12 protein-coding genes are annotated in these 15521 nt (G+C 63.1%); 9 read left to right on the top strand and 3 right to left on the bottom strand.

The window, feature by feature from the left end; all coding sequences use genetic code 11:
• Window positions 1-190: 190 nt before the first annotated feature.
• On the top strand, window positions 191-313 hold the full coding sequence (locus ACQ4WP_RS12195; RefSeq protein WP_436520889.1) for a hypothetical protein: 123 nt from the start codon (window positions 191-193) through the stop codon (window positions 311-313).
• Here the strand turns inward: ACQ4WP_RS12195 and ACQ4WP_RS12190 are convergent.
• The 3 genes from ACQ4WP_RS12190 to ACQ4WP_RS12180 form a co-directional block, all read right to left on the bottom strand.
• Window positions 310-1155, bottom strand: coding sequence for an HDOD domain-containing protein (locus tag ACQ4WP_RS12190; RefSeq protein ID WP_436520887.1), 846 nt, complete (start codon window positions 1153-1155; stop codon window positions 310-312). The two genes, ACQ4WP_RS12195 and ACQ4WP_RS12190, sit on opposite strands and share 4 nt — an antisense overlap.
• Window positions 1156-1315: 160 nt before the next feature.
• A complete protein-coding gene (locus ACQ4WP_RS12185; RefSeq protein ID WP_426074043.1) occupies window positions 1316-1600 on the bottom strand; it encodes a hypothetical protein in 285 nt (94 codons plus the stop codon).
• Between the two features lie 45 nt (window positions 1601-1645).
• A complete protein-coding gene (locus ACQ4WP_RS12180) occupies window positions 1646-2086 on the bottom strand; it encodes a MarR family winged helix-turn-helix transcriptional regulator (protein WP_436520884.1) in 441 nt (146 codons plus the stop codon).
• A gap of 131 nt (window positions 2087-2217) precedes the next feature.
• Here ACQ4WP_RS12180 and ACQ4WP_RS12175 point away from each other — a divergent pair, with 131 nt between their 5' ends.
• The 8 genes from ACQ4WP_RS12175 to ACQ4WP_RS12140 all read left to right on the top strand — a co-directional run bounded on the left by ACQ4WP_RS12175 (window position 2218) and on the right by ACQ4WP_RS12140 (window position 15479).
• Complete coding sequence (locus tag ACQ4WP_RS12175; RefSeq protein ID WP_282409528.1) at window positions 2218-3162, top strand: GlxA family transcriptional regulator; 945 nt, start codon at window positions 2218-2220, stop codon at window positions 3160-3162.
• Window positions 3163-3302: 140 nt separating this feature from the next.
• Entirely contained in the window at window positions 3303-4544 is a 1242-nt protein-coding gene (gene astC / locus ACQ4WP_RS12170) for an acetylornithine/succinylornithine family transaminase (RefSeq protein ID WP_436520882.1), read from the top strand.
• Between the two features lie 107 nt (window positions 4545-4651).
• A complete protein-coding gene (locus ACQ4WP_RS12165; protein ID WP_436520880.1) occupies window positions 4652-5683 on the top strand; it encodes an arginine N-succinyltransferase in 1032 nt (343 codons plus the stop codon).
• Window positions 5684-5696: 13 nt separating this feature from the next.
• Window positions 5697-6749 (top strand): arginine N-succinyltransferase, encoded by a 1053-nt coding sequence (gene astA / locus ACQ4WP_RS12160; protein ID WP_436520878.1) that lies wholly within the window; start codon window positions 5697-5699, stop codon window positions 6747-6749.
• Window positions 6742-8223 (top strand): succinylglutamate-semialdehyde dehydrogenase, encoded by a 1482-nt coding sequence (gene astD, locus ACQ4WP_RS12155; RefSeq protein WP_436520876.1) that lies wholly within the window; start codon window positions 6742-6744, stop codon window positions 8221-8223. Before astA ends, astD begins: the two co-directional genes overlap by 8 nt.
• A gap of 18 nt (window positions 8224-8241) precedes the next feature.
• Window positions 8242-9582, top strand: a complete 1341-nt coding sequence (astB, locus tag ACQ4WP_RS12150) for an N-succinylarginine dihydrolase (protein ID WP_436520874.1) — start codon at window positions 8242-8244, stop codon at window positions 9580-9582.
• Window positions 9583-9732: 150 nt separating this feature from the next.
• The gene (locus tag ACQ4WP_RS12145) at window positions 9733-14460 is read left to right on the top strand and encodes an NAD-glutamate dehydrogenase domain-containing protein (protein ID WP_436520872.1); all 4728 of its coding nucleotides are present in this window, start codon (window positions 9733-9735) and stop codon (window positions 14458-14460) included.
• Entirely contained in the window at window positions 14460-15479 is a 1020-nt protein-coding gene (locus ACQ4WP_RS12140) for a succinylglutamate desuccinylase (RefSeq protein ID WP_436520870.1), read from the top strand. Before ACQ4WP_RS12145 ends, ACQ4WP_RS12140 begins: the two co-directional genes overlap by 1 nt.
• The last annotated feature ends 42 nt before the right edge of the window (window positions 15480-15521 follow it).

Raw genomic sequence — 15521 nt, 5'->3', positions numbered from 1 at the left:
CTAGCTTTGGACTTTACCCGCTTTCGAGCGGGTTTTTTTTTCCGCTTTCGAGCGGATTTTTGTCCGGTGCTTGAAAGTGGCTTGATAATTTGATCATCGCTGCACATATGGGACGACGCCCACTGCAAGCAGGTACGCCATGTTCATGCCACGCCATCCGAAGCCACTATTGAGTACTCGGGCGGTCGCCATGCAAGTCGTCCAGCAGAAGCAGGGAACGAAGGCCATGGGCAAGCATGTGCTGATCGTCGACGCGCCGAAACCGGCGCCAGGCACGCCGATCATGCCGCCGGCGCCGGTTAAACAGGATTAATGCACGAGCACCTTCAGCAGTGACTGTACTTCATCGTCCGATTCTTCCATGATGCTCGACAGGGTTGCATCGCCGATCACGCAATCGATGCTGCCGGCGGCGCGGGCGGCCCGCACGGCGATGGCGGCCGGGCTTTCGTTGAGGGGCGAGGCCACCGGCGCCAGGTCATTCGCCAGCAACAGCGTGTCGCCCAGCGATTCGGGCGGGATGGCGCGCAAGCCTTCCCACAGCGCATTGATGGCGCCCATCACGGCTTCCGGCACCTTCAGTTTGGTCAATACGCCATGGCCGATGGCTTGTTCGCCATGTTCGACCCAGTCCTGCGGTTCGCCGTCGAGGATGCCGGGGAATTCGGCTGCGCGCGACAGCAGATAAAAGCCGCCCACTTCATGCATGATGCCGGCAAACAGGGCCGTATCGGGGTCCACCTTGGTGACGCGGCGGGCCAGTACCTGCGACAGGGCCGCCACGTGGGCCGTATGTTCCCACAGCTGCTTGGCCTTCGCTTGCAGCACGGGATCGGTGATGGTGCTGCCCAGCTGGCGCACGATCAGCGACGCTACCACCGACTGCAGGGTACGCACGCCGAGCCGTTGCACGGCGTTGCGCACGCTGGTGATTTCATTGCCGGAACGGTTGAACGCCACCGAATTGGCGATGGCCACCGTGCGCGCGGCCAGCAGCGGGTCGGCTTGCACCAGCTTGGCAGCGGCCTCGATATGGCAGTCGGGATCAGCCAGCGCCTCTTGCAGCTTGAGCGAAGCGTTCACATTAGCAGGAAAGGTCAGCTCGCCACGAGCGGCTTGTGCGGCGATGCTTTTAAAGGCGTCGAGTCTGTTCATTGAAAAAATTATACTCGCAATATTTCCGTACGGAACTTTTTAACCGTGATCTTTTCGTAAACAAGCGAGTAAAAGGCAAGCAAAGCCCCGTAAACGGAAAAGGCATGCTCCTATATGGGGGGCATGCCTTTTTTCTAACGACAGCGTTCGTTAAGCGCTACTACAGAGATTCGCTGAAGATGGCGTCGCAGCCTTCGACCAGTTCATCGCTGTCTTCCAGCTCATCCGTCAGGCCCAGGTCGAACAATTCTTCGACGGCATTCATGAAGCTGTTGTGCTTGGTGGCGCCGATCAGGCGGTAGATTTCGCCGTCTTCGTTGCGCACGCCGATGATCAGTTTTTCCTGGCGTACCAGTTCCGGCGTGCTGGCGTTGAGCAGCAGGTTGCCGATGATGTGTTTATCGAAATGAGCGGGCTTTTTGCCGTCGAGCAGTGAGGTTTTCAATTTGGTTTCCTTTGTCTTGTTTGAATGTCTGTGCTTGGTGAATGGTCAGCCGTGGCCGTGGCCGTTGGCGATGGCGTGCTTCAAGCCCGCCAGGGTGGTTTCCAACCGCATGAAATCGTCTTCGGTATAGCCGTCGAACAGGTGCTGGCCCTGCTTTGTCAGCTTGGGGAACACGTCATGGAACACCTGTTCGCCCTCGCAGCTCAAGCGCACGAAGTAGGAGCGCTTGTCACGTGGACAACGTTCGCGTATCACCAGCCCCTTTTGCTCCAGCCGGTCCACCACACCCGTCAAGGTACCCTTGGTAATCAGGGTTTTCTGGCCCAGTTCCTTGTAGGACATGCCGCAGGTGTTGCCGAGCGTGGCAATGATGTCGAATTGCGCATGCGTCAAGCCGTACTGGCGCACAAAGTCGCTAGAAAACCGCTCGAAGCCTTGCATGCATTCGGCCAGCAGCCGGATACTTTTTAAATATCGTTCACCCATGGGGGTGATTATATCCTTCCATCCCGCTTTTTTCCGCCGCGTCAGGCCCCGCTGTTGCATGCGGGTCTGGATGGGGCGGAACTCCGGTATCATGTGGGCAACTCAGCCCTTGTCCCTGGTCCGCCCCGCCGATGTCCTTCGCTAATCTTTCCCGTATCGGCCTCGACAAACCGCTGCGTTTGCTGCTGGTCCATGCCGGCGATGCCGAGTCGATTACCTGGGCGGGCCTGGTGCAACCGTTGCGCCTGTGTGCGCGGGCGCTGGGGCCGGACGCCCTGCAACTGGACGTGCGCACGCCCGAGCAAGTCGCCCAGCAGGGCGGCAACTGGCATATCGCGCTGCTGGTGGCCGATGAAACGGAGGCGCCGCTGCGCGCCGAGCTGTGCCGGGCCGTGATCGAGCGCTGCCGTTCGGCGCCATTCTGGGGTGGCGTGGGTGCGGCCGTGCTGTGGCTGGCCGACGCGGGCGTCATGGATGGCGTGCGCATCGCCTTGCCGTGGGCCCTGTACGCCGATGCGGAAGCGAAGGCCGAACGCGCCATTCTGACACCGCACCTGTTCGACATCGACGGCCCGCACATTACTTGCTGCGGCGGCGCGGCCAGCATCGACTTTTCGCTGACCCTGATCGAAACCATCTTTGGTGCCGACGTACAGGCGCTCGTCAAGGAAGCGTTGTGCGTGGACAAGGTGCGCGGCAAGGAAGAACGCCAGCGCGTGGCCCTGCAGGCGCGTTTCGGTGTACTGCAGCCCAAGCTTTCTGAAGCGGTGACCTTGATGGAGGCGAATATCGAGGAGCCGCTGTCGACCGATGACATCGCCAGCCTGGTGGGCTTGTCGCGGCGCCAGCTGGAGCGCCTCTTCAAGCAATACCTGGGCAGCTTGCCGTCGCGTTACTACCTGGAGCTGCGCTTGCAGCGTTCACGGCAACTATTGCTTGATACACATTATTCCATCGTGCAAGTGGGCCTGATGTGCGGCTTTTCCTCCGGTTCGCACTTTTCCACGGCGTTTGGTACCCTGTTTGGCAATACCCCCCGCGAAGAGCGACAGCGCAAGCTGATGCCGCCAGCCTAGCCGGTGTCAAGGCAGCTGTGATGAATTGTGAAAATCCTTGTCGCAGATTCAAAAGAGTTTTAGCATCCCGCTTTTTATAATGCAGTACACACGTAGCTGTCGTAGCTGCGGAGTACCTAACATATTGATGGGGAAATGCTATGAATGCCAAGCTTGATTCGACCGTAACGGCTCGTCCAGTCACCCGGGAAACCTTTGACCAGGTCCTCGTTCCTACCTACGCCCCAGCAGCCATGGTGCCCGTGCGCGGTTCCGGACTGGATTTGTGGGACCAGTCAGGCAAGCATTACCTCGATTTCACCTCCGGCATCGCCGTCAACAGCCTGGGCCACTGCCATCCGGTCCTGGTCGACGTATTGACCAAGCAAATCAATAATTTGTGGCATTTGGGCAACGGCTACACCAACGAGCCCGTGCTGCGCCTGGCGCTGGCCCTGACGGAAGCGACCTTCGCCGACCGCGCCTTCTTCTGCAACTCGGGCGCAGAAGCCAACGAAGCGGCCCTGAAACTGGCGCGCAAATACGCGCACACCAAGTTCGGCGCGCACAAGTCGCGCATCATCTCGTGCTTCAGCTCTTTCCATGGCCGCACCCTGTTTACGGTCTCCGTCGGCGGCCAGGCCAAGTACACGGAAGGCTTCGAGCCGCTGCCACCGTCGATCGACCACATCGCCTACAACGACATCGAAGCGGCGCGCGCCGCCATCGGCGATGACGTGTGCGCCGTGATCGTCGAGCCGGTACAAGGCGAAGGCGGCGTGGTGCCGGGCAATCCGGAGTTCCTCAAGGAACTGCGCGCCCTGTGCGACAAGACCGGCGCCCTGCTGATTTTCGACGAAGTCCAGTGCGGCATGGGTCGCACTGGCGCGTTGTTCGCCTACATGGGCTATGGCGTCACGCCGGACATCCTGACGGCCGCCAAGGCGCTGGGCAACGGCTACCCGATCGGCGCCATGCTGACCACGAATGAACTGGCGCAGACCCTGGCCGTCGGCACCCACGGCACCACCTACGGCGGCAACCCGCTGGCCGCCACCGTGGCCCTGAAGGTATTGGAAACGATCAACACGCCACCGTTCCTGGCGCGTGTAAAAGAAGCGAGCGTCAACACCATCGCCATGCTGCAAGGCTTGATCACGGATTACCCGCAAGTGTTCTCCGTGGTGCGCGGCAGCGGTTTGCTGCTTGGCCTGGTAGTCAGCGATGCCTTCAAGGGCCGCGCGAAAGACATCCAGAAAGCGGCCGAAGCGCAAGGCTTGATGGTGCTGATCGCCGGCATGGACGTGGTGCGCCTGGCGCCGGCCCTGATCGTCTCGGATGAGCAGATCGCCGAAGCGGGCCGTTTGCTGCGCGTGGCCGTCGACGGCCTGCTGAAAGCCTGAGGCTAGCCTCGCTCCCTGTTTGATCACCGGCCCGCCGCTTTGCTGCGGGCCGGCTTGGTTCTAGCCGGGTTTTCAGCCCAAGTATTGTCTGCATTGAAGGAGTACCCATGTATGTTGTCCGTCCGGTAGAAATTGCGGATATTGCAGCCCTCGAAGCGCTGGCCGCGGTAACCATGCCGGGTGTCCATACCCTGCCGAAGACGCGCGAAAAAATCGCCGCCTCCGTCGAGCGCTCCATCGCCTCGTTTGCCGCCCATGTCGACATCCCCAGCGAAGAGTCGTATCTCTTCGTGCTTGAATCCCTGCTCGACAATAGCATTGCCGGCACGGCCGCCATCTTCGCCTCGGCCGGCTCGAACGGCACCTATTTTTCCTTTCGCAACGACGTCATCCAGCAAGTTTCGCGTGACCTGAACATCAGCCATAGCGTGCATGCGCTGACCCTGTGCTCGGAGCTGACGGCGTATTCGCAGCTGTCTGGCTTCTACGTGCGCAACATGGAGCAGGCTGGCCTGGAAGCGGCCCTGCTGTCGCGCGCGCGCCTGCTGTTTGCCGTGCTGGCGCCGCACCGCTTCGGCGACCGTTTCTTCGTGCCGCTGGCCGGCATCACGGACGCCAACGGCCAGTCGCCATTCTGGGATGCGCTGGGCCGCAAGTTCTTCCAGATGGATTTCCTCGATGCCGAAAAAGTCATCGGCGGTGCGCGCAACCGTACCCTGATCGTCGAACTGATGCCGCATTACCCCGTGTATGTGCCGCTGTTGCCCGGCGACGCGCAGGCGGCCATGGGCCAGATCCACCCGAGCGGTGAACTGGCGTTCAATTTGCTGACGGAAGAAGGTTTCGAGGCAGACGACTACATCGATATCTTTGATGGCGGCCCGATTCTGCAGGCGCACAAGCATGCGCTGCGCTCGTTTACGGGTTCGCTCACGCGCCGCGTCGTCGCAGGCGTCACGCCCAGCCGTACGGGCCTGAAAGTGCATTACGCGGTCGCTTCGGGCGCGGAGCGCAACTTCCGCGCCGTCACCTTTACCTGCGATGCGCTTGAAGCACAGGACACCGTCGGCTTGCCGGCCGAGCTGCTTGAAGCGCTGGCCGTGGCCGAAGGCGACAGCGTCATTTGCGTGCGCATTTAACAGAGAGAACATTATGCTAGTAGTACGCGCCATCAACGCTTCTGACCTGGACGCCCTGTACGGCTTGGCCAGCCAGGTCGGCACCGGCATGACCACCCTCAAGCCGGACATGAAAATGCTGGGCGACCGCCTGGCCATCGCCTGCGCCTCGTTCGCCGAAACCATCGCGCCCGAAAAGCGCGACTACATGTTCGTCATGGAGGATACCGACACGGGCCGCCTGGCCGGCGTGTGCGCCATCAAGGGCGCCGTGGGCCTGGAAGAACCGTTCTATAACTACCGCATCGGCACCCTGGTCCATTCGAGCCGCGAGCTCGACGTGTTTACGCGCATGGAAACCCTGTACCTGTCGAACGATCTGACGGGCAGCACGGAACTGTGCTCGCTGTTTTTGCACCCCGATTACCGCAGCGGCAACAATGGCAAGCTGCTGTCGAAAAGCCGTTTCCTCTTCATCGCCCAGTTCCCGCACCTGTTCACGGAAAAGCTGATCGCCGAAATGCGCGGCTACCAGGCGCCGGACGGCAGCTCGCCGTTCTACGAGGGCCTGGGCCGCCACTTCTTCAAGATGGATTTCCACCACGTCGACGACTTGACGAGCCTGGGCAAGAAATCCTTCATCGCCGAATTGATGCCGCGCCAGCCCATGTACGTGGCCTACCTGCCCGACGAGGCGCAGGAAGTCATCGGCAAGGTGCATCTGAGCACGGCGCCCGCGCGCCGCCTGCTGGAACAGGAAGGCTTGCACTTCGAAGGCTATGTCGACATTTTCGACGCAGGTCCCGTGCTGCAGGCGCGCGTCTCCGAGCTGCGCGCGATGCGCGACAGCATGCCGGCCGTGCTGGACGCCGACGTTGTACCCGATGCCTGCGACGATGCGGCGCAAACCGAACCGTACATGGTGTCGAACACCGACTTGAAAGATTTCCGCATGATCGTCACCAGCGCCAACCCGCACAGCGGCAAGATGGCGCTGGACGACGATGAACTGCATCTGCTGCGTTGCCACAACGGCGACACCGTGCGCACGCTGTCACTCAACCCGAGAAAGCATCCCCATGTCTAATTCGAATACAACGCAATCGAACTTCATCAACGGCGCCTGGCTGCCAGGCACGGGCCGTGAACTGCTCACTATTGACCCATCGAACGGCAAGCAGACCTGGGCCAGCCTGGAAGCGACGGAAAACGAAGTCGAACAGGCTTGCCAGGCCGCCCGCGCCGCTTTCGAAGCGTGGGCCGATACGCCCGTCGAAGAACGCATCGCCATCTGCGTGCGCTTTCGCGAACTGCTCAAGGAACATGCCGAAGCGCTGGCGCTGCTGATCTCGGAAGAAGTGGGCAAACCGCTGTGGGAGTCGCGCACGGAAGTGGCTACCATGGCCAACAAGATCGATATCTCGGTACAGTCGTACAACGCGCGCACGGGTATCACGCAAAGCAGGATCGCCGATGGCGACGCCGTGCTGCGCCACCGCCCGCACGGCGTCTTCGGCGTCTTCGGCCCGTATAACTTCCCCGGCCACCTGCCCAACGGCCACATCGTGCCGGCCCTGATCGCCGGTAACACCGTCGTTTTCAAGCCCAGCGAATATGCGCCGCGCACGGCCATCAAAACCGTGCAGCTGTGGCAGCAGGCTGGCTTGCCAAATGGCGTCGTCAACCTCGTCAACGGCGGGCGCGACACTGGCGTGACGCTGGGCGCGAATGCCCTGCTCGACGGCGTGCTGTTTACGGGTTCCTGCCAGACGGGCATCAGCCTGCACCGCCAGTTTGGCGGCCAGCCGGGCAAGATGCTGGCGCTGGAAATGGGTGGCAACAACGCCCTGGTCATATGGGATGTGAAGGACGTGGACGCGGCCGTGCACCACGCGATCTTCTCCGCCTTTGTCTCCGCCGGCCAGCGCTGCACCTGCGCGCGCCGCCTGGTGGTGCAGGACAACGCCGCGGGTTCTGCTTTCGTCGCGCGCCTGGTGGAAGTGGCCGCGAAACTGGGCATTGGCGCCTCCGACGCCCAGCCGCAACCCTTCATGGGCCCTGTGGTGTCCAGTGCCGTGGCCGCGCGCCTGGTGCAGGCGCAGGCAGATATGGTTGCCAAGGGCGGCACCACCCTGCTGCAGATGCGCCAGTTGAATCCCGAAGCGGGCTTTGTCACGGCCGGCATCGTCGACGTGACCGATGCCGCCGGCATCCCCGACGAGGAATGGTTCGGCCCACTGCTGCAAGTGATCCGCGTGGCCGATTTCGATGCAGCCCTGAAGGTCGCCAACGCCACCGAATTTGGCCTGGCCGCAGCGCTCCTGTCCGACGATCCTGCCCTGTGGCAAACGTTCCAGACGCGCGCGCGCGCCGGCATCATCAACTGGAACCGTCCCACCACGGGCGCGGCCAGCACGGCGCCGTTCGGCGGTATCGGCAAGTCGGGCAACCATCGTCCGAGCGCCTATTACGCGGCCGATTACTGCGCCTATCCGGTCGCATCGATCGAGAACAGCGTATTGGAAATGCCGGCCAAGCTGTCGCCCGGCCTGAATTTTTAAGTTTTAAAGGACATACCCATGCACAGCACGCGCGAATACAATTTTGACGGCCTGGTCGGCCCATCGCATAACTATGCGGGGCTCTCGTTCGGCAACGTGGCCTCGTTCAGCAATGTGAAAAGCGCATCGAATCCGAAGCAGGCCGCCTTGCAAGGCCTGGCCAAGATGCGCGCGCTGGCCGCGCGCGGCTTTGCGCAAGCCTTGCTGCCACCGCAGGACCGGCCCAATTTCAGCCTGCTGCGCGCTATCGGTTTCACGGGCACGGACGCCGAAGTGCTGGCGCGGGCCTACAAGGAGTCGCCCGTCATCCTGGCCTGCGCCTATTCCGCCTCGCCCATGTGGACGGCGAATGCCGCCACGGTCAGCCCGTCGGCGGACACGCAGGATGGTCGCGTGCATTTCACTGCCGCCAACCTGAATAACAAGCTGCACCGCGCCTTCGAGCACGCGCAGTCGGCGCGCAGCCTGCGCGCTATTTTCAGCGACGACAAGCACTTTGCCGTGCATGACGCGCTGCCGTCGACGCCCGCCTTTGGCGACGAGGGCGCGGCCAACCACACGCGTTTGGGTGCGAACCACGGCGCGCCATCGGTGGAGTTGTTCGTGTATGGTCGGGTGGAGTTCGATCCTTCCGCGCCGTCGCCGAAGCGCTACCCGGCGCGCCAGACCCTGGAAGCGTCGCAAGCCGTGGCGCGCCTGCATGGCCTGGACGCCGGGCGCACCGTGTACGTGCAGCAGAATCCGGATGTGATCGACCAGGGCGTATTCCATAACGACGTCATCGCCGTCGGCAATGGCAATGTGCTGTTCTATCACGAGCAGGCGTTTGCCGATGAAGAGGAGAGCCTGTCGCAGCTGCGCCGCGCCGTTGCCGCCACGGGTGCGCAACTGGACGCGCTGCGCGTGGATACGGGTCAGGTGCCGATCGCGGATGCCGTCAGCAGCTATCTGTTCAACAGCCAGTTGCTGACGAAAGAGGGCGGCAAGATGGCGCTGGTGATACCGCAGGAGTGCCAGGAAAACCGCGCCGTGTCGCGCTACCTGGAAGGCCTGGTGGCCAGCGGTGGCCCCATCGATGAACTGATTCATTTCGACCTGCGCCAAAGCATGCGCAACGGCGGCGGGCCTGCCTGCCTGCGTTTGCGCGTGGCCCTGACGGAAATCGAAGCGCGCGCCATGCACCAGGGCGTGATCATGACGGAAGCGTTGTACCATCGGCTGGTGCAATGGGTGGAGAAACACTACCGCGACCATCTGGAGCCGGGTGACCTGGCCGACCCGCAACTGGCGCTGGAAGTGCATGCGGCGCTTGAAGAATTGACGATCATCCTCAACTTACCTGGATTGTACGACTTGTAGGCGATAGAAAAAACACAGAAAAAAATTCGAGACAGACTATCTGCAACACAGAATTGGACGGGCGACCCCCGTCTCTTGACACCGCTGCCGCCCAGCCACAAGCCCGAACGACAGCGTTGGACATTCACATTACCGTAATGGAGATGCAAGATGAATCACACGCCACAAGATTTGCGCACACAAACGCTGGAGCTGATTAACGCGGCTGGCAGTGCGAACAAGGCGGCAGCGCCTGTCGTGCAGCTGGTGCAGGCATGGCTGGACTCGCTCGACGCCGAAGACCTGGCCGATATCGCGCCCGACAGCCTGGCGCCCGTGCTGGTCGACGGCTTCACGCAAGCGGCCAAGCGCACCGGCGGCGGTTGCCAGATCGCCACCCTGCGTTATGCGGATGGCCGTGGCGGCATGGCGAGCGCCTTGCTGATCCTGAACGAAGACATGCCGTACCTGGTCGACTCCATCGTCATGGCCATGCGCCGCCAGCACCTGGCCGTGCGCGGCGTGATGAATACCGTGCTGCCGGTGCGCCGCGCCGCTGACGGCAGCGTGGAGGCGGTGCGCCAGCCGGGCGACCCGCTCGAATCGTATGTGCTGGTGCTGCTCGATGAAGAATTGGCGCCGGAAGCCCTGGCCGCGTTGGTCGCCGCATTGGAGATGGTCGCGCGTGACGCCGCCGTCGTGCGTCGCGACGCCGCCGCCATGAGCGAGCGCCTGGCCACCGTGGCCAAGGTTGTTGACACGGCCGCCGCCCAGCATGGCGAAGAAGGCGCAGAAGTCGCCGCCTTTTTGGAGTGGGCCCGCAGCGGCGGCTTTGAAGTGTTCGGCTACGCCTATTACCGCGTCAAACCGGGCGTGCGCGAACTCGAGCGCGATGTTCCTAGCCGCGTCGGCGTGTTGCAGGATACGGCGCACCCTGTGTATAGCACCTGCCTGGCGAATATCCCGGGTGACTTCGACACGCTGGCCAAGCGCCAATCGGCGCTGTCCATCGTCAAGGCCGACGTGGCAGGCACCCTGCACCGCGACCAGCAGCTGGACTTCATCGGCGTGCGCGACATGGATGCGCAAGGCGCGATCCTGGGCGAGCATTGCTTTGTCGGCCTGTTTACCCGTGCTGGCAACTCCACTCCGCTGGCAGCGCTGCCGTTTGCGCGTGGCCGCGTGGCCAAGGTATTGAGCCTGGCCGGCGTGCGCCAGCAAGGCTTTCGCGCCGAGAAATTCCGTGAAATCCTCGAATCGCTGCCGCGCACCGAAGCGCTGGAAGCGGACCTCGACTGGCTGGCGCAAGTATGCGGCGCCGTCGTCTCGCTGTACAAGCAGCCGCGCACCAAGGTCTTCGCGCGCCGCGACGTGTATGCGCGCCACTTGAATGTGCTGGTTTACCTGCCGCGCGAGCGCTACAGCGCCAGCGTCGCATCGAGCCTGGCGAAAGCCCTGCAAGCCAGTTCCGGCGCCACGCATGTGAGCACGCAAACCCTGGTGGCCGACGGTCCCCTGGCGCGCGTCTACCTGATCGCCCACGCCGCCCGTTACCCGCTGGACCTGGAAACGGATATCGAACAGCCGCTGCTGGGCGTGCTCGATGGCTGGCATAACGGCTTTGCCGCCGTGGCCGACGCCGTGCCCGACGTGGCCCTGCGCACCAGCCTGCGCAAGTTGTGCGCCACACTGCCGCTCGATTATGTGGCAGCCACCGCGCCGGCTGTCGCCTTCCGCGACCTCGACACCATCCTGCGCAACACCGATCCATCGCATGTGGCCGTGCGCATCGAGACGGGTGCCGTCACCACGATTCGCCTGTATTCTGCCAACAAGGTGCCGCCGCTGTCGGCCATCCTGCCGGCCCTGCACAATGCGGGCGTGGCCATTGACCGCGAACAGGCGTATTCGGTTTCGCTGTTCGACGGCACGCGCTATTTCGTCACCAGCCTGACGGTCGATGCCGCCAGTGCGGTGAAACTGGCGCAGCCATCCGTCGTCGCCGTGGCGCAGGAACTGTTTGCCGCCCTGTTCAACGACACTGCCGAAGATGGCCGCCTGAATGGCCTGGTCATCGAAGGCGGCTTGTCGACGCGCGAAGTGCAACTGGTGCGCGCCTACACCAGCTACTGGCGCCAGACGGGCAGCCGCTTCTCGGTGCGCTACATTGCCGAAAGCCTGCGCAAGCAGCCGGCCCAGGTCAAAGCCCTGGTCGAGGCTTTCCTGCAGCGTTTCGATCCCTCGCTGTCCGACGCACAGCACGCGGCCGCCCTGGAGGCGATCGCCACCATCAAGGCCGGCCTGCCATCCGTGAACCATGCCGATACCGAGGAAATCCTCGGTGCGCTGGCCGACCTGATGGCTGCCACCCTGCGCACCAGCTACTTCCAGAACAATCAAGAAGGCGACAAGATTATCTTCAAGTTCGACACCAGCAGCCTGGCGCTGGTGCCGGAACCGCGTCCTTACCGCGAGATTTTCGTCTTCTCGCGCCGTTTTGAAGGCGTGCACCTGCGCGGCGGCCCTGTCGCCCGTGGCGGCTTGCGCTGGTCCGACCGCATGGAAGACTACCGCACCGAAGTCCTGGGCCTCGTCAAAGCGCAGATGGTGAAGAATGCCGTCATCGTGCCGGCCGGCGCGAAGGGCGGTTTTGTCTGCAAGATGATGCCGAAGGACGCCGTGCGTGAAACCATCGCGGCCGAAGGCGAAGCCGTGTACCGCCTGTTCATTTCCAGCCTGCTGGAAGTGACAGACAACCGTTCCTTGGGCAATATCGTCCCGCCAGTCGATACCGTGTGTTTTGACGACGCCGATCCTTACCTGGTGGTGGCGGCCGACAAAGGCACGGCCACGTTCTCGGACATCGCCAACGGCATCGCCGTGCAGCGCGGTTTCTGGCTGGGTGACGCGTTCGCCTCGGGCGGCTCGAATGGCTACGACCACAAGAAACTGGGCATCACCGCCAAGGGCGCGTTCGAAGCCGTGAAGCGCCACTTCTATGAAATGGACCACGACCTCAATACCACCCCGATCACAATGGTCGGCGTGGGCGACATGTCGGGCGACGTGTTCGGCAATGGCGTATTGCTGTCGCGCCAGCTGAAACTGGTGGCCGCATTCGACCACCGCCACATCTTCCTCGACCCGACACCGGACGTCGCCGTCTCGTTCGACGAGCGCGCGCGCCTGTTTGCCTTGCCGCGTTCCTCGTGGGACGACTACAACAAGGACTTGATCTCGGCAGGCGGCGGCGTGTATCCGCGCTCCGCCCGCACGATCGAACTGTCGCCGCAGATCCGCGCCGCGCTCGATATTGCCGAGACCTCGCTGGCGCCGGAAGAGCTGATGCACCGCATCCTGAAGTCGCCCGTGGACCTGTTCTACAACGGCGGTATCGGCACCTACATCAAAGCTTCGACCGAGACGCACGCGCAAGTGAAGGACCGCGCAAATGACCATATCCGCGTCAGCGGCAATGAGCTGCGCGTAAAAGTCGTGGCCGAAGGGGGGAATTTGGGTGCGACGCAGGCAGGCCGCATCGAGTTCGCGCTGGCGGGCGGGCGCATCTTCACCGATGCGATCGACAACTCGGCCGGTGTGGATTGTTCGGACCATGAAGTGAACGTGAAAATCTGGCTGGACGTGGAAGTCAATGCCGGCAAGCTGACGGAAGCAGAACGCAATCGCGAGCTGTATGCGATGACGGATGACGTCGAGCGCCTGGTCTTGCGCGACAACACGCAGCAGACGCATTTGCTGGTGCGCGAGCTGCAGGCGCAAAGCGAGAGCGCCGTGCAGGATGGCTATGCTGCCCTGATTGCCAGCCTGGAAGAAGAAGGCGCCCTGTCGCGCGAACTGGAACAATTGCCGTCGGTGGCCGAACTGGCGCGCCGCAAGCTGGATAACCGTGGCTTGACCACGCCGGAACTGGCGGTGGTAATCGCCAACGTGAAAAACCGCTTCAAGCGCATTCTTTCCGCGCTGCCGTTGACGGATGAAACGTGGGCCGAGCCGGTGTTGAAACCGTACTTCCCGTCCTTGCTGGTGGAAACACGTTCGGCGCTCGACCACCCGCTGGCCAACGCCATCCTGGCGACCGTGCTGGCCAATGAAGTGATCAACCGCTGCGGCCCGCTGATGATCCGCAACCTGGCGGCAGAACATGGCGTGGACGAATCGGCCGTGATCCTGGCCTGGGGCCAGGCATGGGTGGCGCTGAACCTGGCACCCGTGTTTGACGCACTCGATGCCGATGCGCTGACGGTGCCGCGTGGCGTGTCGATCAAGGTCGATGCGCAAACGCGCGTGCTGCAGCAGACGATGATCGCCGGCGTGCTGTCCGTGCCGGCCGAGCAGCTGCGCGGTGCCGGCCTGGCCGAACTGACGCGTTTGTTTGGCGCGGAATCGAAGCGCGAGCTGCTGCAAGCCGTTGGCATTAAATCCGAGGCCGCGCTGGTACCTGGCCTGAAACCTGGCTTCGTGCAGGCGTGGGATGCGGTCGACGCGCTGGAAGTCGTGGCCGGCTTCCTGTTCCCGGCCCTGTCCGTGCCGCGTCCTGCCTCGATGGACCTGGCCGCCTTCCTGCAAGTGGGCCTGGCCCTGCGTAGCCAGGCAGGCATCGACACGCTGGAACGTGGCCTGAAGCTGGCCGCGCAAGGCAAGTCGCAGGAGCAGTTGCGCAACTACGCGCAGCAAGCCCTGCGTCGCACGCAACAGCGTCTGCTGACGCAGGTGCTGGCGCGTGCCGAGCAAGGCAATGCGGGCCAGGCCGTCGATGCAGTGACGGGCGCGCTGGGCTTGTCGGCCTATGTGGCGGCGACGGAACTGGAGCAAGCCATGCTGGACGTGTGGACGCTCTCCGAGGCTGTGAATAAAGTGACAGTGGAAGCGACGGTGTAATGACGCAAGAAGTACTACAAGTTGGACAGGGCGCTGGCGGCTTGCCGCCAGCCGTGCAGGCGCTGGCGCAGGCCGATTTCAGCGGCGTGGCGCAGCTGTTTGCCAACGCCGGTTTCACGGTGGCCTTGCCGGCGCCGGGCATGCTGCAGGTTGTCAAACCGCAGGCCGATGCGGGCCGCGCCAGCGTGGCCGTCTCGGTGGGCGTGCATGGCGACGAGACGGGGCCGATCGAAGTATTGGCGCATTTGCTCGACGCCCTGTCGCGCGATGCGGCGAAGCTGGCCGTCGACTTGCTCGTTTGCGTGGGCAATGTCGATGCGATCCGGGCCGGCAAGCGTTTTATCGACGCCGACCTGAATCGCATGTTCCGTCCCGTGCGGGGGAGTCTGGCGCAAGCGGCGGAAAGCGCGCGCGCCGATGAAATGATCGCTGCGACAAAAGCGTTCTTTGAAGCGGCGGGCCCCGTGCGCTGGCATCTGGATTTGCACACGGCCATCCGGCCTTCCGTGTACCCCACGTTTGCCATCGTGCCGGACCTGGTGGCCGACGACGCCAAGGCGCAGCTGATCGATTGGCTGGGTCAGGCGGCCATCGGCGCCATCATCATGAATCCGCAGTCGGCCGGTACGTACAGCTATTACTCGGCCGAGCATTTCGGCGCGGCCGCCAGCACGGTGGAGCTGGGCCGCGTGGGCACCCTGGGGCAGAACGACCTGAGCTTGTTCGACGATGTGTCGCGGGCGCTGGATGGCTTGCTGCGCGGCTTGCCCGCGCAGCCCGTCAAGGCGGCGCCGCATGTGTTCAAGGTGGCGCAGGAAATCATCAAGCACAGCGATGAATTCCGCATGGCGTTCGACCGCAGCACGCAGAATTTCACCTCGCTGCCGCAGCACGCGGTGATCGCCAGCGATGGCGATCATGTGTACACGGTGCAGCACGCGGAAGAGCTGGTGGTGTTTCCGAACCCGGACGTGCGCGTGGGCTTGCGCGCGGGGCTGATGGTCGTGCGTACCTCCTGATCGTCCAGCCATCACGCAGTATCAGGCGCCAGCCGGGGAAAC

Source organism: Janthinobacterium lyxosi, assembly GCF_051380665.1.
Taxonomy (GTDB): domain Bacteria; phylum Pseudomonadota; class Gammaproteobacteria; order Burkholderiales; family Burkholderiaceae_D; genus Janthinobacterium.
The sequence above is the reverse complement of the archived record's forward strand: the minus strand, read 5'-3'. Positions and strand labels throughout refer to the sequence as shown.

Excerpts from the sequence above, each read along its gene's own strand:
- astB (WP_436520874.1), top strand. The coding sequence starts at position 8,242 with ATGCACAGCACGCGCGAATACAATTTTGACGGCCTGGTCGGCCCATCG.
- ACQ4WP_RS12190 (WP_436520887.1), bottom strand. The coding sequence starts at position 1,155 with ATGAACAGACTCGACGCCTTTAAAAGCATCGCCGCACAAGCCGCTCGT.
- ACQ4WP_RS12140 (WP_436520870.1), top strand. The coding sequence starts at position 14,460 with ATGACGCAAGAAGTACTACAAGTTGGACAGGGCGCTGGCGGCTTGCCG.
- astC (WP_436520882.1), top strand. The coding sequence starts at position 3,303 with ATGAATGCCAAGCTTGATTCGACCGTAACGGCTCGTCCAGTCACCCGG.
- ACQ4WP_RS12175 (WP_282409528.1), top strand. The coding sequence starts at position 2,218 with ATGTCCTTCGCTAATCTTTCCCGTATCGGCCTCGACAAACCGCTGCGT.
- ACQ4WP_RS12165 (WP_436520880.1), top strand. The coding sequence starts at position 4,652 with ATGTATGTTGTCCGTCCGGTAGAAATTGCGGATATTGCAGCCCTCGAA.
- ACQ4WP_RS12145 (WP_436520872.1), top strand. The coding sequence starts at position 9,733 with ATGAATCACACGCCACAAGATTTGCGCACACAAACGCTGGAGCTGATT.
- ACQ4WP_RS12180 (WP_436520884.1), bottom strand. The coding sequence starts at position 2,086 with ATGGGTGAACGATATTTAAAAAGTATCCGGCTGCTGGCCGAATGCATG.
- astD (WP_436520876.1), top strand. The coding sequence starts at position 6,742 with ATGTCTAATTCGAATACAACGCAATCGAACTTCATCAACGGCGCCTGG.
- ACQ4WP_RS12195 (WP_436520889.1), top strand. The coding sequence starts at position 191 with ATGCAAGTCGTCCAGCAGAAGCAGGGAACGAAGGCCATGGGCAAGCAT.
- astA (WP_436520878.1), top strand. The coding sequence starts at position 5,697 with ATGCTAGTAGTACGCGCCATCAACGCTTCTGACCTGGACGCCCTGTAC.